The following is a 21,460-nucleotide window of genomic DNA, read 5'->3' as shown; positions in this document are numbered from 1 at the left end:
GATGGCCAGCCGCGAGGGGGCTCAGCCCGTTGGCCGGGAACCACTCACCACTTGAACAGCACCAGGCTGATCGCCAGCGTGCCCATGCCCGCCACCAGCCCGTACACGGTCTCGTGGCCCTTGGCATAGCGCTTGGCCGCCGGCAGCAGCTCATCCAGCGCCAGGAACACCATCACGCCAGCGATCAGCCCGAACACCCAGCCGAACGTGGCGTGCGACAGCGAACCCTTCAGCAGGAAGTAGCCGAGCACCGCGCCCACCGGCTCGGCCAGGCCCGACAGCAGGCTGGCCATGAAAGCGTGCAGCTTGCTCTGGGTGGCGAAGTACACCGGCACCGCGATGGCGATGCCCTCGGGGATGTTGTGAATGGCGATGGCGAAGGCCAGCGGCATGCCCACCGACGGGCTTTCCACCGTCGCGAAGAAGGTGGCCAGGCCTTCGGGGAAGTTGTGCGCGGTGATCGCCACGGCCGTCAGCAGGCCGACGCGCTTGATGTAGGCCTTGTTGTTGTCGCGGAAGGCCGGTTCCTTCGAATCCAGCGTCTCGTGCGGGTTCGGGATCAGATGGTCGATGGCCACGATCGCCAGCACGCCCAGCAGGAAGGCGATGGTGCCCCAGGTGAAACCGCCGCGCGCTCCGTAGGCCAGGGCGAACGATTCGATCGACTTGTTCAGGATTTCCGATAGCGAGACATACACCATCGCGCCGCCGGCAAACGCCAGGCCGAACGCCAGCAGGCGCGGGCTCGGGCGGCGCGAGAACAGGACCAGCAGGCTGCCGATGGCGGTCGCCAGGCCAGCGGCGAGGGTGACCGCGAGCGCAATCCAGAAGTTTTCCGGGGAGATATGCAGCATTTACCGACGCGTTCCTGATCATTAAGCAGCCGCCCCGGCTCAGGCCGGGGCAGTGGGGGCAAGGCGGGCGTCGGCTGGCCTGGTCGCTACGTCGGCCTTCAGCCGCCGCGGCGCATCCGTTCTTCCACCGCGAAGCACTGGTCCGGCTTCGGCTGCGGCGGGTTGAAGCTGACCGGCACCTGGATGGTGGCGGGCACGGCCTGGCCGTTGCGGGTGGCGGCCTTGAATTCCCACGCCTGGACGGCGGTCTTGGCCAGCTCATCCAGCTGCGCGTTGCCGGCGCCGGTCAGCAGCAGGACCTCGCTGGGGCGGCCATCGGCACCGATGGTGACCTTGAAAGTGCTGGTACCGCCCACGCCGGTGCAGGCCAGCTCCATCGGGTACTGCGGCGGCGGGGTCTTCACCGCGGCCACTTCAGTCGGCGGCGTAGCCGGCGGTGCCGGCGGCTCGGACGAACCGCAGCCGGCCAGGCCGGTGGCGGCGAGCAGGGACAGGCTCAGCAGTCGAACATTCATTTCACGTGCTCCGTCAGGGCCGAGGTCTTGGCTGCGCAGATGAAGTCGTTCTCGCTCAGCCCGCCCACGTCGTGGGTGGAGTAGCGCACGACGGCGCGGTCGTAGTGCACGCCCAGGTCCGGGTGGTGGTCCTCGTGGTGGGCGATCCAGGCCAGCGCGTTCACGAAGGCCATGGTGGCGTAGTAGTCCTTGAAGCGGAACGTGCGCATCAGCGCCTGGCCGGCCTCGGCCAGTTCCCAGCCCGGCACCTGCGGCAGCAGTTCGGCCAGGCGCGCTTCGCCCAGCTTGTGGTCGCTGCCCTTGCGCGGCACGCAACGCGCCTGTGCCAGCGGAATCAGGTCGGACATGGGTTCCTCCACCTCGAATTGACTGAACAATGCGCCGGCCGGTGTATAAACCGAATGAGCGACCGGCGCTGACTTGGCTAGAATAGCCTGATGATCCAGATCTCCGACACTGCCCAGACCCACTTCCGCAAGCTGATCGAACGCGAGGGCGTGCCCGGCATGGGCGTGCGCCTGAGCGCCGTCGATCCCGGCACGCCGCGCGCAGACGCCCGCCTGGAGTTCGCCGAACCCGGCGACCTGCTCGGCGACGAGTGGGCCGTGGACTGCGATGGCTTCACCCTCTATGTCGACGCGCTCAGCGTGGGCTGGCTCGACGGTGCCGAGATCGACATCGTTCCCGGCACCGCCGGCACCCAGCAGCTGACCATCAAGGCCCCGCGCATCAAGGGCGAAGCGCCCGGCGAGGCTGCCTCGCTGGTCGAGCGCGTGCATTGGGTGGTGGAAAACGAAGTCAACCCGCAGCTCGCTTCGCATGGCGGCAAGGTCGCCGTGCAGGAAGTCTCGGCCGATGGCGTGGTGCTGCTGCGCTTCGGCGGCGGCTGCCAGGGTTGTGGCATGGCCGACGTCACGCTCAAGCAGGGCATCGAAAAGACCCTGATGGGCCGCGTGCCGGGCGTCACCGCCGTTCGCGACGCGACCGACCATGACAGCGGCCACGCGCCGTACATCCCCCGCGGCAACGCCGCCTGATCGCCAGCGCGTGCCTCTGCCCAGAGCCGAGCAACTGATCGATCTGCTGCTGGCGCGCCAGCAGCACCCCCTTATCCTTGAAAAGCGCACGCGCCTGCCTTATGGCTGGGCGATCTGGCTGCGCTCGCTGAAGCCGATCGCGCGGCCGTTCCATGCCAGCGACGTGATCGCGGTGCTGCTGCCACGCCCATTGCCCGGACGCCCCGGGCTGCTGCCGGCCTTGGGCCCGTGGGGCGCGTCGCGGCGCCTGCTGTGGCAGGGCTGGGAACCGGCCCCGCGTGACCAGCGCTGGATGCGCTGGACCTCGGCGGTGGTCAGCGCGCTGCTGCACCTGCTGTTCTTCCTGTTGCTGCTGTGGGTGGCGGTGATCCGCACCGCCGCGCCGGACGACGCCGGTGCCGAAGGCGAGCGCGTGCAGATTGAATTCGTCGGCCGCGGCGCGCAGGAAGGCGGCGGCGACCAGCCCGGCGCCGAGGCGGCCGCTGCTGCCGAAGCCGGTGCGGTGGCCCGTGGCCAGCCGGCGGGCGAGGCCAGCGCGCCGCGTCCACAACCGGCCGCGCCTGCTGCGGCCGCGCCTGCCCAGGCGAGCAGTGCTGCGGTGACGCCGCCACCGCCGGCGCAGAGCGAGCCCGCACCGCAGGCTGCGCCTCCGCCGACACCGGTGCAGGCCACCGCAGTGGCCGAGGCGACCACCGATTTCGTGGTGCCGCCGGTCAGCGTGCCGCGCACCGAAGTGAACATCGTCCCGCGAGACAGCACGCCCGCCGTGCGCGAGCTCAGCGTGCAGACGGTGCAGGCGCCTGCCGTGCCGATGCAGGTGCGCACGCCGCAGCTTGCCCTGCCTGCCCCTGCGGTGCGCGAGGTACAGGTACAGGAGCGCGAGGTCGCCACGGTGGAAGCACCGGCGGTGCCGCAACCGTTGCGCAGCGCCGAGGTACAGGTGCGCCTGCCGCAGCAGCGCGAGATGCAGGTGCGCGAGCGCGAAGTACGGGCGGTGGTCGACCCGCAGGTGCGGATGGCGGCCGTGCCGGGCCGCGAACCCAGCGTGCGTGCACCAGCCGGTCGTGACGTGCAGGTGCGCGAACGCAGCGTGGCCAACGCGCCGGTCGCTGCGCCGTCTCCCGCCAGTGGTGCCAGCAGTACACCTGCGCCGGCCCCGGCCGGCAGTGCGGCCAGTCCGTCCACCGCGAGTGCAGCACGCCCGGCCGCCAGCGCGGCGACGCCGGCACAGGCCGGAGCGCGTCCCGCCCCGACGCCGGGCAACTGGGCCACGCCGGCCAAGGGCGACGACTGGGGCGCCTCGGACCGCAACCGAGACGGTGCGCGCAGCGGTGCAGCGCAGGCCAGCTCGCAGGGTGCGGGGCAGGGGCTGTTCAATGCCGACGGCAGCGTCAGGGTGCCCGGCCAGGAAGGCAAGGGTGCTGCCGAGCGCGGCGCGCCGGGTGGGGCCAACGATGGCTGGACCAAGGAGCGCATCGCCGAGTCGGGCCGCTGGCTGAAGCGGCCGCCGTACGACTACACGCCGACCTCGTTCGACAAGTACTGGGTGCCGCAGGAATCGCTGCTGGCCGAATGGGTGCGCAAGGGCGTCAAGGCGATGGAGATTCCGTTGCCGGGTACCAGCACGAAGATCTCCTGCGTGATCTCGATCCTGCAGGCCGGTGGTGGCTGTGGCCTGAGCGACCCGAACATGCAGGACCAGCCGGCCGCGGCGAGACCGCCGCCGGACATCCCGTTCAAGAAAGAACTCCAGGAAGATAACGGCAGCCGCTGACGGCGGACTGTCCGCCGCATGCCGCGCTGCGCGCTCGCCGGGCGTGGCCCGGCGCTACCAGTGAATCCACGCCGTGCGTGGATCAGGTCCTCACTCGCTCTGTGAGAGGAACACCCAGAACGGCACGTCGCGACCGACCCAGTCGCGGCTGGCTTCGTCCATCACGTCCAGCAGCGTGTCGAAGTCCTTCGCCGCGCCCGCGCGCAGCGCATCCACATCGGCCAGGAACAGTGCGTAGCCCGGTGCCGGCAGCCACTGCAGGTCGCGCAGGTTGTCGGCCAGTGCATCCCAGTTGCCGCCGAAGCCGGCCGGGAAATCCAGCTGCGCGGCCAGTCGCGCCAGCAGGGTGCGTTTGTCGGTTACGCCGTGCAGGTCGATGCGGATCACCTTCAGCGATGCATCGCGCATGGCCGCCGCCAGGTCGCTGATGTCGCCGGTATCGATGGCATAGACGCCAGCGTTGTTGATGTCATGCAGGCCGAGGCCGAAATCGTCGTGGCTCATGGGCGTTCTCCCGGGGCCGTTACGGTGAAGCTGCGGAACGAATCGTAGTGATCGTCGGTGTAATACCACGCCTGCGGCGGGTCGCCGCCGGTGATGATGCGGCGCGCGCCGCGGTTGGAGGCGCCAGGGGTATCGACCGTGTACTCACGGTAGTAACCGCGCGGCCGCTGCGGCAGGCGCTGCTCGCGGTTGCCGAAGGTGGTGCCGTCCTGGCGGTGCGGGAAGGGGCCGCCGCGCTGGATGAGGGCGATGGTCTGCCGCGCCTCGGCAGGCAGGAAACCGGGCAGGCCATCACGCTGGTCGCTGCCCGCGGGGCGCGCGGCAGGCGCGCTGCGGTTGCTGGCGCCCTGCAGGTCCGGCGCGAACTGCGGTGCCGGCGGCCGCTGCAGGAAATGGTTGGCGATCAGCCCAAGCAGCAGCAGGGCGATGGCGGTGATCAACAGCCGGGGATTGCGCATGGGCCGTGGCGGGCGAGGGAAGTGCGTGCACTGTAGCGCCTGCGCGCTGCATCGTGCATGAGGAGCGGTGGCCGCGTCACTGCTGCGTAACAATTGCCAATGCAATCACCTCCAGGACGCAATTTCCTTTACATCCCCCTTGGTAACATCAAGGTCTGTCCCCATCATTCAACGCGCACCGCCCGACGACGCCGTCGGGTGCCCTCGCTATCAGGAGATGCATCATGGCCTACACCCTGCCCAAGCTGTCCTACGCCTACGACGCGCTGGAACCGAACATCGATGCGGCAACGATGGAAATCCATCACACCAAGCATCACCAGACCTACATCAACAACGTCAACGCGGCGCTGGAAGGCACCGAGTACGCTGACCTGCCGGTCGAAGAGCTGGTGAAGAAGCTGAAGTCGCTGCCCGAGAACCTGCAGGGTCCGGTGCGCAACAACGGTGGTGGCCACGCCAACCACTCGCTGTTCTGGACCGTGATGGCCCCCAACGCCGGCGGCAACCCGGTCGGTGACGTAGCCAAGGCCATCGACAAGGACCTGGGTGGTTTCGACAAGTTCAAGGACGCCTTCACCAAGGCTGCGCTGACCCGCTTCGGCAGCGGCTGGGCGTGGCTGAGCGTGACCCCGGACAAGAAGGTCGTGGTCGAGAGCACCGGCAACCAGGACAGCCCGCTGATGGAAGGCAACACGCCGATCCTCGGCCTGGACGTGTGGGAACACGCCTACTACCTGAAGTACCAGAACCGTCGCCCGGAATACATCGGCGCGTTCTTCAACGTCATCGACTGGAACGAAGTCGAGCGTCGTTACCAGGAAGCCATCGCCTGAGTGCGGTGACTGGATGAAACGAAGAGGCCGGGGGAAACCCCGGCCTTTTTGTTTTCGTGTGACCGCATCCGCCGGAAACGGGGTAGTGCCGGCCGCTGGCCGGCAACCATGGCATCCCTATTCGTTGATAGCCGGCACACCCTGCAGCCGCAGCGTGGCCATCACGCCAAGCCGCAGGCCGGGCAGGTCGCCGTCGGCGGGCAGCAGGATCGCCTGCTGGCGGATGCCGCCGAAATACTTGACCTGGAACAGTACGTCGAGGCCATGGCCGCTGGCGCCGCCACCGCTGGCGGCCGGGGCGTCGGGCCTGCCGCCGGGGTTGCGCCGCGCCGGCTGGAAGCCGGGCGTGCTGCGTACCAGTTCGGGGGTCGCTGCGGCGAAGTCGCCGGCGATCAGGCTGGGCATGCCATCGGACGTGGCGCCGATCCAGGTCATCAGGTCGCTGGTCTGGTGCTGGCGTGCCGTGGCCTCGTCCGGGTCGGGGCGCAGGCGGGCGACATAGACGTTGAGCAGGGCCTCGCCCATCCGCAGCCGCATCATGCCGGCCGCGCTGAAGGTGCCCGGCGGATGCAGCAGGGTCACCCCGTCCTCGCTCACCGGCAGCCGGGTCAGCATCGCATTGCCGTGCCGCAGCGGCTGGCTGGGCGGGTCGGCAGTGACGAAATCGCAGCTGTAGCGCAGCCGGCTGGCCAGCCAGCAGGCGGGATTGCGCCCCTGATGCTGCAGCACCTGCTGCACGGAGATCACATCCGGCTGCAGTTCGGTCAGTAGTTGCAGCACCTGTTCGCGGCGCTGCTTCCACTGCGCGTCATCGCGGCTGGGCAGTTCCAGCGCGGCCACGGTCAGCTGCCGGCCCTCGTATGCGGCGGTACCTGCCAGCGGCGTGGCCTGCGGTCGCGCCCACGCGGGTGCAGCCAGCAGCAGCACGAGGCAACCAAGCAGGAGGCGGGCAGGGGGGCGGTGGCGCATAACGATAAGTTTACGCTTTTGCCGTGCAGGTGCCGTGACTTCCGGCAGGGTCGCGACCGCCTGCCATGGATCGGTGGCGCTGTCATGCAGCCGTGCAGCGTGCTTAGCAGCCACTGCTTCCGTAAACTGCGCCTTTCGCTTTGCAGGAATGCCTTACAGGATGAGCCACGACGCAGTCGCCCCCATCGCCGGCCAGGGAAAGATGCCGCGCCAGATCCCCTACATCATCGGCAATGAGGCCTGCGAACGGTTCAGCTTCTACGGGATGCGCAACATCCTGGTGCAGTTCCTGATCACCTCGCTGCTGCTGCAGGAAATCACTGCGGAAGGCCGCGCCGGTGAAGCCAAGGACATCATGCACAGCTTCATGATCGGCGTGTACTTCTTCCCGCTGCTCGGTGGCTGGCTGGCCGACAGGTTCTTTGGCAAGTACCACACCATTCTCTGGTTCAGCCTGGTCTACTGCGCCGGCCATCTCTGCCTGGCGCTGTTCGAGAACAGCCGCGAAGGCTTCTTCCTCGGCCTGGGCCTGATCGCGCTGGGTGCCGGTGGCATCAAGCCGCTGGTGGCCTCGTTCATGGGTGACCAGTTCGACCAGAGCAACAAGCACCTGGCCAAGTTCGTCTTCGATGCCTTCTACTGGATCATCAACTTCGGCTCGCTGTTCGCCTCGCTGCTGATCCCGCTCGTGCTGAAGAACTGGGGCCCGCAGTGGGCGTTCGGCATCCCGGGCATCCTGATGTTCATCGCCACCTTCGTGTTCTGGCTGGGCCGCAGGCGCTACGTGCTGGTGCCGCTGCCGCCGAAGGACCCGCATTCGTTCGCCAACGTGGTGCGCACCGCGCTCACCACGCGCGTGGCCGGGCAGGGCCGTCCGGGCCTGGCCATGGCCGTGGCCGGCGTGGTGCTGGCGGTGGCCTCGCTGGGCCTGGTCGGCAGCCTGGGCATCGTCATCTGCCTGTGCATCGCGCTGGTGCTGGTCCTGGCCGGCATCGGCGGCGGCACCTGGATGCAGCTTGACCGCGCCCGTGGCCAGCACCCGGCCGAAGCCGTGGAAGGCGTGCGCTCGGTGATGCGCGTGCTGGTCATCTTCGCCCTGACCACCCCGTTCTTCTCGCTGTTCGACCAGAAGGCGTCGACCTGGGTCCTGCAGGGCCAGCAGATGCAGATGCCGAGCTGGTTCACCGCCTCGCAGATGCAGGCGCTGAACCCGCTGCTGGTGATGATCCTGATCCCGTTCAACAACCTGGTGCTGTACCCGGCCCTGCGCCGCTTCGGCTTCGAGCCGACTGCGCTGCGCCGGATGACCGCCGGCATCGCCTTCAGCGGCCTGGCCTGGATCGTGGTCGGTGGCATCCAGGTGGTGATGGATGGCGGCAACGCCATGTCCATCTTCTGGCAGATGCTGCCGTACGCGCTGCTGACCTTCGGTGAGGTGCTGGTCTCGGCCACCGGCCTGGAGTTCGCCTACAGCCAGGCGCCGCACGCCATGAAGGGGGTGGTGATGAGTTTCTGGAACCTGACCACCACCATCGGCAACCTGTGGGTCCTGCTGTCGAATGCAGCCGTGCGCAACCATACGGTGACCGAGAAGATCGCCGCGACCGGTCTCAGCGAGGCAGCGTTCCTGATGTTCTTCTTCGCTGGTTTCGCGTTCGTTGCGGCGTTGGCCTTCGGTTGGTATGCAAAACGGTATCGTATGGTCGACAACTACCGCACTGCCTGAGCCTGAGCCGACATGACCCCCGTCAATCTGCTGTTGATCGCCATCACCGCCCTCCTGTCGTGGATGGCGTTCAACAACCGCAAGCTGGCTGACCGCCTGATCCTGTGGCCGCCGGCGGTGGACCGCCACCGCCAGTACGACCGCCTGATCACCTACGGCTTCGTCCATGCCGACTGGTCGCACCTGATCTTCAACATGATCACGCTGTTCTTCTTCGGCGGGCAGATCGAGAAGGTGATGCTGTCGTTGACCGGCAGCTGGCTGACCTACCCGGCGTTCTACCTGGGGGCGCTGCTGGTCTCGATCCTGCCGAGCTACCTGAAGAACCAGAAGAACCCGAACTACCTGAGCCTGGGCGCGTCGGGCGCGGTGTCGGCAGTGCTGTTCGCCTTCATCCTGCTCAGCCCGTGGACAATCATCCTGGTGTTCTTCATTCCGGCGCCGGCGATCATCTATGCCGTGTTCTACGTCGGCTACAGCATCTGGATGGACAAGCGTGGCGGCGACCGCATCAACCACAGCGCGCACCTGGCCGGTGCCGCGTTCGGCGTGATCTTCATGCTGGCCATGCAGCCGGCCATCTTCGGCCACTTCCTGGCGCAGCTGTCGAACCCGACCTTCGGGTTCGGCCGCTGAGGGGCGAGGGTCGGATCCCCCGGGATCCGACCCGCGTGGCGGCTCAGGCTGCCCGGATGTTCTGGCCGTAGGTGTCGAGCAGGCGCGAGTACACCTCCTCGCCGATCCGCTGGAAGTCCTGGTCGTCGGTCTGACCTTCCACTGCCAGCTGCAGCAGGCCCTCCAGCAGGGCGTGGTCGGTATCGGCATGGGAATCGCTGGGGTGCATGGCGGGCCTCCAAAGGCATGACACAGGGGCAATGATCGCAAGGGGCGTGCCAATCGGGCCGTATCCCTCCAGAGGGGATAGCGGCCGACATCGCTGCAGCTTGAGGGTCCGGATCTGACGCAGACCGTCCAGACCTGCCCCTGTTCAGGCTTCACACGGTCATGGCGCCCGGCTGCGCACCATGCGCGCAGTCGTCGCAGGAGACAGTCCCATGGCTTCGGTCACGCCCCCCGGTCTGGCCTACGAGGTCGAGCACGACCAGGCCAACCACCGTTTCATCGCCCATGTGCGTGGACAGCGGGCACTGCTGGACTACCAGATCAAACGGCGGCGCATGGTCATCACCCATACCGAGGTGCCCGAGCCGATCGCCGGCCGCGGCATCGCCGGTGAGCTGACCCGCGTCGCGCTGCGCTTCGCCCGCGAGCACAGGTACAAGGTGGTGCCGGCCTGCGCCTATGCCGAGGCGTTCCTGCAGCGCCACGAGGAGTTTCACGACCTGCTGGTAGGCTGAATGCAGCGGGCCACGCTTCAGCCATCGCAGGCCATGATGTACGAACATGAACAGGGGATCCCGATGAAGACTGGAAACAACCGGCTGCTGCGCGTGAGCGCGCTGGCCGGCGCAATGGGCGTGCTGCTGCTGGCCGGTTGCCAGCGTGGTGAAGAGGCGGCTCCGGCCCCCGATGCGGCACCGGCGGCAGAAGCTGCCGCGACCGAGCCGACGCCTGCCACCGAAGCGCCGCTGGACCTGCGCGACGTGGTGGAGAACAACGACCGCGAAGTGGTCGGCATCAGCTACCCGGCCGGCATCGACCGCTACCCGGGCCTGGCGCGCGCGCTGCAGGACTACGCCACCTCCGCCCGCGGCGACCTGCAGCAGGCGCTGGACGGGCTGGGCAACGACAAGCCGACCATGCCGTACGAGCTGTCGCTGAGCTTCGAGAAGGTGCTGGAGACCCCGCAGCTGGTGGTGGTCAGTGCCGATGGCAGCCGCTACACCGGTGGCGCCCATGGCGAGCCGCTGGTGGCGCGCTTCGTGTGGCTGCCGCAACAGCAGCAGATGCTCAGCGCCGGCACGCTGGTGGCCGATGAGAAGGGCTGGAAGGCGATCAGCGATTTCGTCGCCGACCAGCTGCGCGAGCGCGTGGCCACCCGCCTCAGCGGTGAGGACATGCAGCCGGCCGACCTGCAGGAATCGCTGCGCAATGCCTCGCGGATGATTGCCGAGGGCACCGGCCCGCAGGCCGAGAACTTCAGCCAGTTCCAGCCGCTGACCAACGACAAGGGCCAGATCACGGCGCTGCGTTTCGTGTTCCCGCCCTACCAGGTGGGCCCGTATTCGGACGGCACGCAGACGGCCGATGTGCCGGCCACGGTGCTGCTGCCGCACGTGGCCAAGGATTACGTGGCGCTGTTCGCACGCGGGTAACCGCAGACGGAGGACGCGTGGACACAGGGTTGCAGGAGCGGGTTGCCGGCCTGCTCCAGGAAGCCGGGGTCCGCATCGGCGGCACCCAGCCGCAGGACATCCAGGTGCATGACCCGCGCTTCTTCGCGCGGGTCATCGCCCACGGTTCGCTCGGGCTGGGCGAAAGCTACATGGACGGCTGGTGGGACGCCAACGTCCTCGACGAATTCCTGGTCCAGCTGATGATGGCGCACGTCGATGATCGCGTGCATGGCTGGCGCGAGCTGGCCGATGCGCTGAAGGCGCGGCTGTTCAACCTGCAGGCCGGGCAGGGCAGCTATGAAGTCGGCCGCCGCCATTACGACCTCGGCAACGACCTGTACCAGGCCATGCTCGGCCAGCGCCTGGTCTACAGCTGTGGCTACTGGCGCAACGCCGTCGATCTGGATGCCGCGCAGGAGGCCAAGCTCGACCTGGTCTGCCGCAAGCTGGGCCTGCGCCCGGGCCAGCGCGTGCTGGACATCGGCTGTGGCTGGGGCGAGGCACTGAAGTATGCCGCCGAGCGTCATGGCGTCAGCGGCGTGGGCGTGACCATCTCGCAGGAGCAGGCAGCCTACGCGCGCGAGCTGTGCGCCGGTCTGCCCATCGAGATCCGCCTGCAGGATTACCGCGAACTGGACGAGCCGTGCGACGCGGTGTTTTCGATCGGCATGTTCGAGCACGTGGGCGACAAGAACTACGACCGCTTCTTCGAGGTGGCGCGGCGCTGCCTGTCACCGCGCGGGCTGCTGCTGTTGCACAGCATCGGCAGCAACGTGTCCCGCCACCGCACCGATCCATGGATAGCGCGCTACATCTTTCCCAATTCGATGCTGCCGTCGGCCGCGCAGATCACCCGCGCCTTCGAAGGGCGCTTCGTGCTGGAGGACTGGCACAATTTCGGCACCGACTACGACCTGACCCTGCAGGCGTGGCGGCGCAACGTGGAGGCGGCGTGGCCGCAGCTGGACGCGCGCTACGACGAGCATTTCCGCCGCATGTGGCGGTTCTACCTGGCCGGGTCGATGGCCACGTTCCGCTGCCGGCATGCGCAGCTGTGGCAGCTGGTGCTGTCGCCGGAGGGTGTGCGCGGCGGGTACGTGGCGCCGCGGTAGAGCGGTCGGCACCCACCAGTAGATCCACGCCATGAGCGGATGGCTCCAATAAAAAACCGCCCGGTTTCCCGGGCGGTTTTCATTTCACGCGACCGCGCGGGCGATCAGTTGCCGGCGCCGGTCAGGCCACGCTTTTCCAGCAGCGGTTCGATCTGCGGCTCGTGGCCGGCGAAATCGCGGAACAGCTGCATGGCATCCACGCTGCCACCCTTGGACAGCAGGGTCGCGCGGAAGTGGTCGCCGTTCTTGCGGCTCAGGCCACCGTTGTCCTTGAACCACTTCTGGGTGTTGGCGTCCAGCACTTCCGACCAGATGTAGGCGTAGTAGCCGGCCGAGTAGCCGCCCATGATGTGGCTGAAGTACGGGGTACGGTAGCGCGGCGGAACCGCCGCGTAGTAGATGCCGTCCTTCTCCAGCGCGGCGCGCTCGAAGGCCATCACGTCCTTCGCCGCCGGCACCTTGTCGGCCGCCAGCTGGTGCCAGTTCTGGTCCAGCATCGCTGCACCCAGGTACTCGGTGGTGGCGAAGCCCTGGTTGAACTTGGCCGCGGCCAGCACCTTGTCCAGCAGCGCCTGCGGCATCGCCGAGCCGTTCTGGTAGTGCTTGGCGTAGTTCTTCAGGATGGCCGGGTTGTCGGCCCACATTTCGTTCACCTGCGAGGGGAACTCGACGAAGTCGCGCGGCACGGCGGTGCCCGAGAAGTACGGGTACTTCACGTTGGAGAACATGCCGTGCAGGGCGTGGCCGAATTCGTGGAAGGTGGTGCTCACCTCATCCCAGGTCAGCAGGGTCGGCTGGCCGGCCGGCGGCTTGGGGATGTTGAGGTGGTTGGCGACCACCGGCTTGAAGCCGGTCAGCTTGGACTGCGAGACGTAGGAGTTCATCCAGGCGCCACCGCGCTTGGACGCACGCGCGTATGGGTCGAAGATGAAGATCGCCAGCTGGCTGCCGTCGGCATCGAACACGTCATAGACGGTGACGTCATCGTGGTACACCGGTAGGTCGGTGCGCTGCTTGAAGGTCAGGCCGAATTCCTGGTTGGCGGCGAAGAACACGCCGTTCTCCAGCACGTTCTTCATTTCGAAGTACGGCTTGAGCTGGGATTCGTCGAAGTTGTACTTGGCCTGGCGCACCTTCTCGCTGTAGAACGCCCAGTCCCACGGCTCCAGCGCGAACGTCTTCTTGCCGGCGGCCTTCTGTTCCTTGTCGATCATCGCCTGCAGGTCGGCGGCTTCGCGCTTGGCGTTGGCCACGGCGGCCGGGGCCAGCTTGCCCAGCATCGCGTTGACGGCTTCGGGGTTCTTCGCGGTCTGGTTGGTCAGGTTGTACGCGGCGAAGTTCGGGAAGCCCATCAGCTTCGCCTTGTCGGCGCGCAGCTGCATGATGCGCGAGACCAGGGCGGTGTTGTCGAACTCACCACCGCGGCTGCCACGGGTGATCGAGGCTTCGTAGATCTTCTGGCGCAGGTCGCGGTTGGCCAGGTTGGTCAGCGGCGGCTGGCCGGTGGTGTTGAGCAGGGTGATCACGTACTTGCCTTCCAGGCCGCGGGCCTTGGCGGCTTCGGCGGCGGCGGCGATCTGTTCCTGGGACAGGCCGTCGAGCTGCTTGACGTCGTCGACGGTGATCGCCGAGGCGTTCACTTCCGACTGCACGTTCTGGCTGAACTTGGTGCCCAGGTTGGCCAGCTCGGCGTTCATGGTCTTCAGCGTCGCCTTGTCGGCCTCGGACAGCTTGGCGCCGGAGCGCACGTAGTTGTCGTAGTACTTCTCGACCAGGCGCACGCCTTCGGCGTCCAGGCCCAGCTGGCTGCGGGTGTCGTACAGCGCCTGGATGCGGGCGAACAGCTTGCCGTTCAGCGCGATCGCATCGCTGTGCGCGGCGAACTTCGCCGAGTAGTCGGCCTGCAGCTTCTTGCGCGCATCGTTGGTGTCGGCGCCGACCAGGCTGAAGAACACGGTGGTCGCGCGGTCCAGCACGTCACCGCTCTTTTCCAGGGCGATGATGGTGTTGTCGAAGGTCGGCTTGGCCTTGGTGTTGGCGATCGCCTCCACTTCCTTCAGCTGCTGCGCCATGCCGACGTCAAAGGCCGGGGCGAAGTCGCTGTCCTTGATCTTGTCGAACTGCGGGAAGTGCAGCGGCAGCGGGCTGTCGGCGAAGAACGGGTTGGCCTGCTGGGCGTTGGCGGCAGCGGCCGGGGTGGCGGCGCTGGCCGAATAGGCGGGCAGGGCAAGGCCGAGGGTCATGGCCACGGCAAGGGCAAGGCGGGTGGTCAAGGCGGTACTCCGGTAAGACAGACAAGTGCCCGAGGTTAACCCGCCCGGCCCGGGCGCCACTTGTGTCAAAAGGCATGCCCGGCGGCGCAAACCGGCGCGCCCTGCGATTACCATGGGGCTCCCCCTCCGGACGGTACGCCATGCCCAACGCCTTCGACTTCGGTTTCGTTGACCTGGGTGGCCAGCCGCAGGCATTGGCGCAGTACCAGGGACGGCCGCTGCTGCTGGTCAACGTCGCCAGCCGCTGTGGCTTCACCCCGCAGTACACCGGCCTGGAACAGCTGTGGCAGGACTACCGCGACCGTGGCCTGGTGGTGATCGGCTTCCCCTGCAACCAGTTCGGTGGGCAGGAGCCGGGTGACGCGGCGCAGATCCGCCAGTTCTGTTCGCTGGACTATCCAGTCAGCTTCCCGCTGTCGCAGAAGATCGAGGTCAATGGCGAGGGCGCCGACCCGCTGTGGCACTGGCTGTCGCACGAAAAGCGCGGGCTGCTGGGCATCGCCCGCATCAAATGGAACTTCAGCAAGTTCCTGCTCGACCGCCAGGGCCAGGTGGTGGCGCGCTATGCGCCGACCACCGCACCGGAACAGCTGCGCATCGCGATCGAAGCGCTGCTGTGAACGCTATCCGCCGGGCATGGCCCGGCGCTACCGATGAAGCGCTCCTGTAGAGCCGAGCCCATGCTCGGCTGCTGTTCGGTGACCGATGCAGGCGCGCTGCGCGCGCAAGCCGAGCGTAGGCTCGGCTCTACCTCGTGATCCGCCGGGCATGCCCCGGCGCTACCGATCAAGCGCTCCTGTAGAGCCGAGCCCATGCTCGGCTGCTGTTCGGCGAACGATGCAGGCTCGCTGCGCGCGCAAGCCGAGCGCAGGCTCGGCTCTACCCCGTGATCCGCCGGGCATGGCCCGGCGCTACCGAGGCACCTTATTTTTCGACGAAAGCGCGTTCGAACACGTAGTGGCCGGGCTGGCCGATACGCGGCGACACCTGGAAGCCACGCGCGTCGAGCACGGTGCGCAGATCGGCCAGCATCTGCGGGCTGCCGCAGATCATCGCGCGATCGTTTTCCGGGCTCAGTTCCGGCAGGCCCAGGGTGCGCTGCATCTCGCCGCTTTCCATCAGCTGGGTCAGGCGGCCCTGGTTGGCGAACGGCTCGCGGGTGACGGCCGGGTAGTACAGCAGCTTGTCGCCGATCATCTCGCCGAGGAACTCGTGCTCACGCAGCTCCTTCTCGAAGTAATCGCGATAGGCCAGGTCCTTCTCGTAGCGCACGCCGTGGCAAAGGATCACTTTCTCGAAGCGCTCATAGGTTTCCGGGTCCTTGATGACCGACAGCCACGGCGCCATGCCGGTGCCGGTACCCAGCAGGTACAGGTTCTTGCCCGGGTGCAGATCGCTGATCAGCAGGGTGCCGGTGGGCTTCTTGCCGACCAGCACCTTGTCGCCCGGCTTGATGTGCTGCAGGCGCGAGGTCAGCGGGCCGTCCTGCACCTTGATGCTGAAGAACTCCAGGTGTTCTTCCCAGTTGGCGCTGGCGATGGAGTACGCGCGCAGCAGCGGCCGCGCCTCGGTCTCCAGGCCGATCATCACGAACTGGCCGTTCTCGAAACGGAAGCCGCTGTCGCGGGTGAGGGTGAAACTGAAGTAGGCATCGGTCCAGTGGCGGACCTCAAGCACCGTTTCGGCGCCGAAAGCGGAAGACATGGGGGCACATTCAGGCAATGGATTCGTCCCCGCCATTCTACCTCAAATGAGAGGGGTTCTCATTATCCGGAACGAGAGGCGTTCTCAGGGCCGCTCAGCGATACCCGGCGGCCTGCAGTTCGAACAGCTCGGCGTAGCGCCCGCCCTGGGCCATCAGCTCCTCGTGGGTGCCGCTGGCCTCCAGCCGGCCCTCGGCCAGCACCAGGATGCGGTCGGCCATGCGCACCGAGGAAAACCGGTGCGAGATGAGCACGGCGGTGCGCCGGTCGGCCAGTTCGCGGAAGCGCTGGAACACCTCAAACTCGGCGCGGGCGTCGAGCGCGGCGGTCGGTTCGTCGAGGATCATCACCTGCGCGTCGCGCATCCACGCGCGGGCGATGGCGATCTTCTGCCACTGCCCCCCGGACAGGTCCATGCCCTGCTTGAAGCGGCGGCCGATCAGCTGCTCGTAGCCGCCGGGCAGGGCATCGATCACCTCTTCGGCCATGCCCCGGCGCGCGGCATCGGCGATGCGGGCCTGGTCGGCCATCGCCTCGACCTGGCCGACGCCGATGTTCTCGCCGGCGGTGAGGTTGTAGCGCACGAAATCCTGGAAGATCACGCCCAGGTTGGCGCGCAGATCGTCCAGGTCGTAGTCGCGCAGGTCGCGGCCGTCGAGCAGGATGCGGCCTTCGTCCGGCTCGTACAGCCGCGCCAGCAGCTTTACCAGGGTAGTCTTGCCGGCACCGTTCTCGCCCACCAGCGCCAGCACCTCACCGGCCTGCAGCTGGAAATCGAGGTGGCGCACCGCCCACTGCTCGGCATCGGGATAGCGGAAGCCGACGTTCTCAAACACGAAGCCCTGCTGGATCGGCCTCGGCACGCTGGCGGCGCCCTCGCGCGAATGGATTTCCGGTTCAATCTGGAAGAACGAATACAGGTCGTCCAGGTACAACGCCTGGCTGGCCACCTGCGAGAAGCCGATGAGCAGGCCTTCCAGCAGCTGGCGCAGGCGCAGGAAACTGCCGGCGAGGAAGGTCAGGTCGCCGATCGAGAAATCGCCGCGTACCGTGCGCCAGGCGATATAGGCATAGGCGGTGTAATAACCCAGCGTGCCCAGTGCGGCCAGCACCGTGCCCCAGAATGCGCGCCGCCGCGCCAGCGCGCGGTTGGCCAGGAACAGGGCCGCGGACAGGCGCCGGTAGCGCTCCACCAGGAAGCGATGCAGATTGAAGATCTTCACTTCCTTGGCCGTTTCCACGCTGGCACCGAGCTGGCGCAGGTAGTCCAGCTGGCGCCGCTCGGGCGTCCACAAGAAATTGAGGCTGTAACCGGCGGCGTTGAAATGCGATTCGCCGATGAAGGCCGGCACCAGTGCCAGCGCCAGCAGCAGGATCAGCCACGGCGCGTAGACCAGCAGGCCGACCGCCAGGCTGGCCACGGTGATCGCATCCTGCACCTGGCCGAACAGCTGGCTCATCAGGTTCATCCGGCCCATGGTCTGGCGCCGCGCGCGGTCAAGCTTGTCCTGCAGATCGGGGTCTTCGAAGTCCTCCAGGTCCAGCGTGGCGGCGTGTTCCATCAGGCGCACGCTGGTGGCGTTGGCGAACAGCTCCGACAGCAGTGCATCGGCATAGCTGACCAGCCGGCCGAGCAGGTCGGAGGCGATGGCCAGGCCGAATTCCAGCGCCAGCAGGCCCAACAGCGGATTCAACAAACCACTGGACAGCGCCTCACCCAGCGGCGGGAACCCGGCCCCATGCTGACTCAGGTGCAGCGCGGTATCGATGATGAGCTTGCCCACATACAGCATCGCCACCGGCAGCAGTGCACGGATCAGGCGCAGGCCGAGGCTGGTAGCGGTCAACAGTGGGCTGGTCTGCCAGACCTGGCGCAGGAACGGCGGCAGGTTGCGCATCGCCTTGAAGCGCTGGCGCAGGCTGGGTTTCTTCTCGGGGGCAGGAGGCATGCCGACATTGTGCGCGCGTAACGCGTGGAGAGGGGGTCAGATCCCTTTGCAGCGCACAGGGATCTGACCCCTTCATCCATGCGTGCCTGGATCTACCGTGCCGACCAACGGTCGGCACCCACCACCAGCAGCTGGCACGGGATGCCGTTCCGACAGGACGCGGGAAACTGTCGACGGCGGGGTGGGTCAGGTCGCCGGGGCGTGAGCCGCATGGATGCGGCGACCGAGCTTACATGGACGTACTTGCAGCGTCCCCTGCGACCTGACCCACCCCGCCATCCCGCGGAACCTCAGCGGTTGACGTTGCCTTTGCTCTGGCTCTGGCTCTGGCAGTCGCCTCTGCGGGTGCCGGGCGCAGCCCGGCCAGTAAACCCCCCTTATGGCAGCGGCGGCAGCAGCCCGGCACCCAGCCGGTTCCAGGCATTGATCACCGCAATCCCCATGCTCAGGTCACTGATGCCCTTCTCATTGAAGTGCGGTGCCAGTGCATCGAATGCCGCCTGCGACGGCGCGCGCTCGGTCAGCCGGGTCAGGGCCTCGGCCCAGCCCAGCGCGGCACGCTCGCGTGCATCGAAGAAACGGCTTTCGTGCCAGGCCGGCAGCGTATCCAGCTTGCGCGGCTCGATGCCGCCCTTGCGCAGTGCGGTGCCGTGCATGTCCATGCAGTAGCCGCAACCATTGAGCTGGGACACGCGCAGGAACAGCAGTTCCATCAGCGTCGGGTCGATCGAACTGTCATGCACCGCCTTGCTGGTGGCCAGCAGGCCCTTGAAGGCATCGGCGGCCAGGCGGGTGTAGGGGACGCGGGGAGAGGCAGGGTCGGACATTTTCAGCTCCACGACGGCCACGGTGGCCGTCTTTCACTACAAGGACGCCGTGCCGTCCGCGTTCGTGACACCCCCGCGCAGTTTTTCCGGATTGAGCACGTTGTACACGTTGGCGATGCGCCCATCGACCACGTCCACAGTGGTGATCGAATGCAGCTGGTCGCCGAGGAAGCGCAGGATCGCCGGCTCGCCATTGACCCAGCCCAGCTGCGCGGTGTGGCCCAGGCCGCGGCGCGTGATGGCCCAGAACAGGCGGCCGATACGCTCGGCGCCCAGCAGCGGGCGCACCGCCGCAGTGACCACGCCGCCGCCATCGGACACCAGCCGCGCGTTGGCATGCAGCAGCGCCTGGATGGCCTCGCTGTCGCCACGCTGGGTGGCGTCCATGAAGCGCGCCAGCAGCTGCCGGTGCTGGCCGGCATCGGCGTTGAAGCGCGGCCGTCCGGCCTGCAGGCGCTGTCTGGCACGGTGCACCAGCTGGCGGCAGTTGGCCTCGGTCAGGCCGAGCAGCGCGGCGATCTGCCGGTAGTCGTGGTCGAAGGCCTCCTTCAGCAGGAAGGCGGCGCGCTCCTCCGGGCCCAGCTGCTCCAGCAGGGTCAGGAAGGCCACCGAGACCTCGTCGGCGCGGACATGGGCCACGGCCGGGTCGCTGGCCGGTTCTACCGCCAGGCTGATCTCCAGCGGTTCAGCCAGCCACGGGCCGACGTAGTGCACCCGCTCGCGCCGGGCCGCACGCAGGCGGTCCAGGCCCAGCCGGGTGGTGGTGGTGACCAGCCAGGCCTCGGGGTCGCGCACGGCGGCCGGATCGGCGCCGGACCAGCGCAGCCAGGCATCCTGGACCACGTCCTCGGCATCGCTGCGGCTGCCCAGCAGGCGGTAGGCCAGCGCCATCAGGCGCGGGCGGTGGGTCTGGAAGGCGGATTCAGTGTTCATGTCGACCAGGACGCCGGGCAGGGATGAAGCGTGACAGGTGGGTGGGGTCGGAGCCCCCTGCAGGGGGCTTCGACCCTACGATTGTGATCCTGCGGGCGGGGGAGGGGGTAAAATGGGGGATTACCCCCGCCAGCCTCGAGCAAGCGAGCAAGCCGTGACATCGATCAAGCAGGAAGACCTCATCCAGTCCATCGCCGACGCGCTGCAGTACATCTCGTACTACCACCCGGTCGACTACATCAAGAACCTCGCCGCCGCCTACGAGCGCGAGGAGTCGCCGGCCGCGAAGGAAGCGATGGCCCAGATCCTGATCAATTCGCGGATGTGCGCCGAAGGCCACCGTCCGATCTGCCAGGACACCGGCATCGTCACCGTGTTCCTGGAAATCGGCATGGACGTGCGCTGGGACGACGCGACCATGGGCGTGGAAGACATGGCCAACGAAGGCGTGCGCCGCGCCTACCTGCACCCGGACAACAAGCTGCGCGCCTCGGTGCTGGCTGATCCGGCCGGCAAGCGCATCAACACCAGGGACAACACCCCGGGCGTGGTCAACGTCAAGGTGGTGCCGGGCAACACCGTCGACGTCATCGTCGCCGCCAAGGGCGGTGGTTCGGAAGCCAAGACCAAGTTCGCCATGCTCAACCCGTCCGACTCGATCGTCGACTGGGTGCTGAAGACCGTGCCGACCATGGGCGCCGGCTGGTGCCCGCCGGGCATGCTCGGCATCGGCATCGGCGGCACCGCTGAAAAGGCGATGCTGCTGGCCAAGGAAGCGCTGATGGAGCCGATCGACATCACCGATCTGCAGGCCCGTGGTGCGTCCAACCGCATCGAACAGCTGCGCCTGGAGCTGTACGAGAAGGTCAACGCGCTGGGCATCGGCGCGCAGGGCCTGGGTGGCCTGACCACCGTGCTCGACATCAAGATCAACGATTACCCGACCCACGCGGCCAACCTGCCGGTGGCGATGATCCCGAACTGCGCGGCGACCCGCCATGCGCACTTCACCCTGGATGGCAGCGGCCCGGTGATGCTGGACCCGCCGTCGCTGGAAGACTGGCCGAAGCTGACCTACGATTCGTCGAAGGGCACCCGCGTGGACCTGGACACGATCACCCCGGAAGACGTGGCCAACTGGAAGCCGGGCCAGACCCTGCTGCTCAACGGCAAGCTGCTGACCGGCCGCGACGCCGCGCACAAGCGCATGGTCGACATGCTCAACAAGGGCGAGGAACTGCCGGTCGATCTGAAGGGTCGCTTCATCTACTACGTCGGCCCGGTCGATCCGGTGCGCGACGAAGTGGTGGGCCCGGCCGGCCCGACCACCGCGACCCGCATGGACAAGTTCACCGAGCAGGTGCTGGCACAGACCGGCCTGCTGGGCATGGTCGGCAAGGCCGAGCGCGGCCCGGCCGCCATCGAGGCCATCAAGAAGCACAAGTCGGCCTACCTGATGGCCGTCGGTGGTTCGGCCTACCTGGTGTCCAAGGCGATCAAGGCCGCCAAGGTCGTCGGCTTCGCCGACCTGGGCATGGAAGCGATCTACGAGTTCACCGTGCAGGACATGCCGGTGACCGTGGCGGTCGATTCCACCGGCGAATCGGTGCACAAGACCGGCCCGCGCGAATGGCAGGCCCGCATTGGCAAGATTCCGGTGGTGGTGGAGTAAACCCCACCGGTTGCAGGAAAA

Annotated in this window: 22 protein-coding genes; 10 read left to right on the top strand and 12 right to left on the bottom strand. The window is 67.4% G+C overall.

The features are described from left to right. Window positions 1-44 precede the first annotated feature (44 nt). The 3 genes from zupT to AC1VXD_RS04810 all read right to left on the bottom strand — a co-directional run bounded on the left by zupT (window position 45) and on the right by AC1VXD_RS04810 (window position 1,716). Window positions 45-854 (bottom strand): zinc transporter ZupT, encoded by an 810-nt coding sequence (zupT, locus tag AC1VXD_RS04820; RefSeq protein WP_482991094.1) that lies wholly within the window; start codon window positions 852-854, stop codon window positions 45-47. 98 nt (window positions 855-952) lie between these two features. After that, complete coding sequence (locus AC1VXD_RS04815; protein ID WP_482991093.1) at window positions 953-1,369, bottom strand: energy transducer TonB; 417 nt, start codon at window positions 1,367-1,369, stop codon at window positions 953-955. Beyond that, window positions 1,366-1,716: a 4a-hydroxytetrahydrobiopterin dehydratase gene (locus tag AC1VXD_RS04810; RefSeq protein ID WP_482991092.1), complete on the bottom strand. Its 351-nt coding sequence runs from the start codon at window positions 1,714-1,716 to the stop codon at window positions 1,366-1,368. Before AC1VXD_RS04810 ends, AC1VXD_RS04815 begins: the two co-directional genes overlap by 4 nt. A gap of 90 nt (window positions 1,717-1,806) precedes the next feature. Here AC1VXD_RS04810 and AC1VXD_RS04805 point away from each other — a divergent pair, with 90 nt between their 5' ends. After that, on the top strand, window positions 1,807-2,406 hold the full coding sequence (locus AC1VXD_RS04805; protein ID WP_482991091.1) for an NfuA family Fe-S biogenesis protein: 600 nt from the start codon (window positions 1,807-1,809) through the stop codon (window positions 2,404-2,406). 10 nt (window positions 2,407-2,416) lie between these two features. Continuing rightward, window positions 2,417-4,180: a DNA polymerase III subunit gamma/tau domain-containing protein gene (locus AC1VXD_RS04800; RefSeq protein WP_482991090.1), complete on the top strand. Its 1,764-nt coding sequence runs from the start codon at window positions 2,417-2,419 to the stop codon at window positions 4,178-4,180. Window positions 4,181-4,270: 90 nt separating this feature from the next. On the opposite strand, the gene AC1VXD_RS04795 is transcribed toward AC1VXD_RS04800, so the two are convergent. Continuing rightward, the gene (locus AC1VXD_RS04795) at window positions 4,271-4,684 is read right to left on the bottom strand and encodes a barstar family protein (RefSeq protein WP_108769331.1); all 414 of its coding nucleotides are present in this window, start codon (window positions 4,682-4,684) and stop codon (window positions 4,271-4,273) included. Beyond that, window positions 4,681-5,142, bottom strand: coding sequence for a guanyl-specific ribonuclease (locus AC1VXD_RS04790; RefSeq protein WP_482991089.1), 462 nt, complete (start codon window positions 5,140-5,142; stop codon window positions 4,681-4,683). The genes AC1VXD_RS04795 and AC1VXD_RS04790 overlap by 4 nt, the downstream gene beginning before the upstream one ends. Before the next feature lie 224 nt (window positions 5,143-5,366). Here AC1VXD_RS04790 and AC1VXD_RS04785 point away from each other — a divergent pair, with 224 nt between their 5' ends. After that, window positions 5,367-5,978: a superoxide dismutase gene (locus AC1VXD_RS04785; protein WP_079222465.1), complete on the top strand. Its 612-nt coding sequence runs from the start codon at window positions 5,367-5,369 to the stop codon at window positions 5,976-5,978. Between the two features lie 117 nt (window positions 5,979-6,095). Here AC1VXD_RS04785 and AC1VXD_RS04780 read toward each other — a convergent pair whose 3' ends face one another. Next, the gene (locus AC1VXD_RS04780; protein ID WP_482991088.1) at window positions 6,096-6,947 is read right to left on the bottom strand and encodes an endonuclease/exonuclease/phosphatase family protein; all 852 of its coding nucleotides are present in this window, start codon (window positions 6,945-6,947) and stop codon (window positions 6,096-6,098) included. 160 nt (window positions 6,948-7,107) lie between these two features. Here AC1VXD_RS04780 and AC1VXD_RS04775 point away from each other — a divergent pair, with 160 nt between their 5' ends. Both AC1VXD_RS04775 and AC1VXD_RS04770 read left to right on the top strand, forming a co-directional pair. Next, a complete protein-coding gene (locus AC1VXD_RS04775) occupies window positions 7,108-8,673 on the top strand; it encodes a POT-type proton-dependent oligopeptide transporter (RefSeq protein ID WP_482991087.1) in 1,566 nt (521 codons plus the stop codon). A gap of 12 nt (window positions 8,674-8,685) precedes the next feature. Beyond that, complete coding sequence (locus AC1VXD_RS04770) at window positions 8,686-9,309, top strand: rhomboid family intramembrane serine protease (RefSeq protein ID WP_108769327.1); 624 nt, start codon at window positions 8,686-8,688, stop codon at window positions 9,307-9,309. Window positions 9,310-9,352: 43 nt separating this feature from the next. Here the strand turns inward: AC1VXD_RS04770 and AC1VXD_RS04765 are convergent, their stop codons facing one another. Next, window positions 9,353-9,517, bottom strand: coding sequence for a hypothetical protein (locus tag AC1VXD_RS04765; protein WP_482991086.1), 165 nt, complete (start codon window positions 9,515-9,517; stop codon window positions 9,353-9,355). 211 nt (window positions 9,518-9,728) lie between these two features. Between AC1VXD_RS04765 and AC1VXD_RS04760 the strand changes: the two genes are divergently transcribed. From AC1VXD_RS04760 to cfa, 3 genes are read left to right on the top strand one after another with little or no spacing between them, the layout of a single operon-like run. Continuing rightward, window positions 9,729-10,031, top strand: a complete 303-nt coding sequence (locus AC1VXD_RS04760; protein ID WP_283221532.1) for a GNAT family N-acetyltransferase — start codon at window positions 9,729-9,731, stop codon at window positions 10,029-10,031. Between the two features lie 36 nt (window positions 10,032-10,067). Beyond that, entirely contained in the window at window positions 10,068-10,949 is an 882-nt protein-coding gene (locus AC1VXD_RS04755) for a DUF3298 and DUF4163 domain-containing protein (protein WP_482991085.1), read from the top strand. A 17-nt stretch (window positions 10,950-10,966) separates the two neighbouring features. Then, window positions 10,967-12,082: a cyclopropane fatty acyl phospholipid synthase gene (gene cfa / locus AC1VXD_RS04750; protein ID WP_482991084.1), complete on the top strand. Its 1,116-nt coding sequence runs from the start codon at window positions 10,967-10,969 to the stop codon at window positions 12,080-12,082. 104 nt (window positions 12,083-12,186) lie between these two features. On the opposite strand, the gene AC1VXD_RS04745 is transcribed toward cfa, so the two are convergent. Then, the gene (locus tag AC1VXD_RS04745; protein ID WP_482991083.1) at window positions 12,187-14,355 is read right to left on the bottom strand and encodes a M3 family metallopeptidase; all 2,169 of its coding nucleotides are present in this window, start codon (window positions 14,353-14,355) and stop codon (window positions 12,187-12,189) included. A 140-nt stretch (window positions 14,356-14,495) separates the two neighbouring features. On the opposite strand from AC1VXD_RS04745, the gene AC1VXD_RS04740 reads away from it, so the two are divergent. After that, on the top strand, window positions 14,496-14,975 hold the full coding sequence (locus AC1VXD_RS04740) for a glutathione peroxidase (RefSeq protein WP_482991082.1): 480 nt from the start codon (window positions 14,496-14,498) through the stop codon (window positions 14,973-14,975). A gap of 304 nt (window positions 14,976-15,279) precedes the next feature. Here AC1VXD_RS04740 and AC1VXD_RS04735 read toward each other — a convergent pair whose 3' ends face one another. From AC1VXD_RS04735 to sigJ, 4 genes are all read right to left on the bottom strand, one after another. Further along, window positions 15,280-16,059 carry a ferredoxin--NADP reductase gene (locus tag AC1VXD_RS04735; RefSeq protein ID WP_049434844.1) on the bottom strand — a complete coding sequence of 260 codons (780 nt, stop codon included), beginning with the start codon at window positions 16,057-16,059 and terminating at the stop codon, window positions 15,280-15,282. 94 nt (window positions 16,060-16,153) lie between these two features. Further along, window positions 16,154-18,007 (bottom strand): ABC transporter ATP-binding protein, encoded by a 1,854-nt coding sequence (locus AC1VXD_RS04730; RefSeq protein WP_482991081.1) that lies wholly within the window; start codon window positions 18,005-18,007, stop codon window positions 16,154-16,156. Between the two features lie 377 nt (window positions 18,008-18,384). Continuing rightward, the gene (locus AC1VXD_RS04725; protein ID WP_482991080.1) at window positions 18,385-18,834 is read right to left on the bottom strand and encodes a carboxymuconolactone decarboxylase family protein; all 450 of its coding nucleotides are present in this window, start codon (window positions 18,832-18,834) and stop codon (window positions 18,385-18,387) included. A 36-nt stretch (window positions 18,835-18,870) separates the two neighbouring features. Then, a complete protein-coding gene (sigJ, locus tag AC1VXD_RS04720) occupies window positions 18,871-19,767 on the bottom strand; it encodes an RNA polymerase sigma factor SigJ (RefSeq protein WP_482991079.1) in 897 nt (298 codons plus the stop codon). A 154-nt stretch (window positions 19,768-19,921) separates the two neighbouring features. On the opposite strand from sigJ, the gene AC1VXD_RS04715 reads away from it, so the two are divergent. Next, window positions 19,922-21,439, top strand: coding sequence for a fumarate hydratase (locus AC1VXD_RS04715; RefSeq protein WP_482991078.1), 1,518 nt, complete (start codon window positions 19,922-19,924; stop codon window positions 21,437-21,439). Window positions 21,440-21,460: the final 21 nt, after the last annotated feature.

Source organism: Stenotrophomonas sp. STEN054, from assembly GCF_056854535.1.
The sequence above is the reverse complement of the archived record's forward strand: the minus strand, read 5'-3'. Positions and strand labels throughout refer to the sequence as shown.

Excerpts from the sequence above, each read along its gene's own strand:
- AC1VXD_RS04725 (WP_482991080.1), bottom strand. The coding sequence starts at position 18,834 with ATGTCCGACCCTGCCTCTCCCCGCGTCCCCTACACCCGCCTGGCCGCC.
- AC1VXD_RS04760 (WP_283221532.1), top strand. The coding sequence starts at position 9,729 with ATGGCTTCGGTCACGCCCCCCGGTCTGGCCTACGAGGTCGAGCACGAC.
- AC1VXD_RS04735 (WP_049434844.1), bottom strand. The coding sequence starts at position 16,059 with ATGTCTTCCGCTTTCGGCGCCGAAACGGTGCTTGAGGTCCGCCACTGG.
- AC1VXD_RS04780 (WP_482991088.1), bottom strand. The coding sequence starts at position 6,947 with ATGCGCCACCGCCCCCCTGCCCGCCTCCTGCTTGGTTGCCTCGTGCTG.
- zupT (WP_482991094.1), bottom strand. The coding sequence starts at position 854 with ATGCTGCATATCTCCCCGGAAAACTTCTGGATTGCGCTCGCGGTCACC.
- AC1VXD_RS04785 (WP_079222465.1), top strand. The coding sequence starts at position 5,367 with ATGGCCTACACCCTGCCCAAGCTGTCCTACGCCTACGACGCGCTGGAA.
- AC1VXD_RS04815 (WP_482991093.1), bottom strand. The coding sequence starts at position 1,369 with ATGAATGTTCGACTGCTGAGCCTGTCCCTGCTCGCCGCCACCGGCCTG.
- AC1VXD_RS04795 (WP_108769331.1), bottom strand. The coding sequence starts at position 4,684 with ATGAGCCACGACGATTTCGGCCTCGGCCTGCATGACATCAACAACGCT.
- AC1VXD_RS04770 (WP_108769327.1), top strand. The coding sequence starts at position 8,686 with ATGACCCCCGTCAATCTGCTGTTGATCGCCATCACCGCCCTCCTGTCG.
- AC1VXD_RS04810 (WP_482991092.1), bottom strand. The coding sequence starts at position 1,716 with ATGTCCGACCTGATTCCGCTGGCACAGGCGCGTTGCGTGCCGCGCAAG.
- AC1VXD_RS04765 (WP_482991086.1), bottom strand. The coding sequence starts at position 9,517 with ATGCACCCCAGCGATTCCCATGCCGATACCGACCACGCCCTGCTGGAG.
- AC1VXD_RS04790 (WP_482991089.1), bottom strand. The coding sequence starts at position 5,142 with ATGCGCAATCCCCGGCTGTTGATCACCGCCATCGCCCTGCTGCTGCTT.
- AC1VXD_RS04730 (WP_482991081.1), bottom strand. The coding sequence starts at position 18,007 with ATGCCTCCTGCCCCCGAGAAGAAACCCAGCCTGCGCCAGCGCTTCAAG.
- AC1VXD_RS04805 (WP_482991091.1), top strand. The coding sequence starts at position 1,807 with ATGATCCAGATCTCCGACACTGCCCAGACCCACTTCCGCAAGCTGATC.
- AC1VXD_RS04755 (WP_482991085.1), top strand. The coding sequence starts at position 10,068 with ATGTACGAACATGAACAGGGGATCCCGATGAAGACTGGAAACAACCGG.
- sigJ (WP_482991079.1), bottom strand. The coding sequence starts at position 19,767 with ATGAACACTGAATCCGCCTTCCAGACCCACCGCCCGCGCCTGATGGCG.
- AC1VXD_RS04740 (WP_482991082.1), top strand. The coding sequence starts at position 14,496 with ATGCCCAACGCCTTCGACTTCGGTTTCGTTGACCTGGGTGGCCAGCCG.
- AC1VXD_RS04775 (WP_482991087.1), top strand. The coding sequence starts at position 7,108 with ATGAGCCACGACGCAGTCGCCCCCATCGCCGGCCAGGGAAAGATGCCG.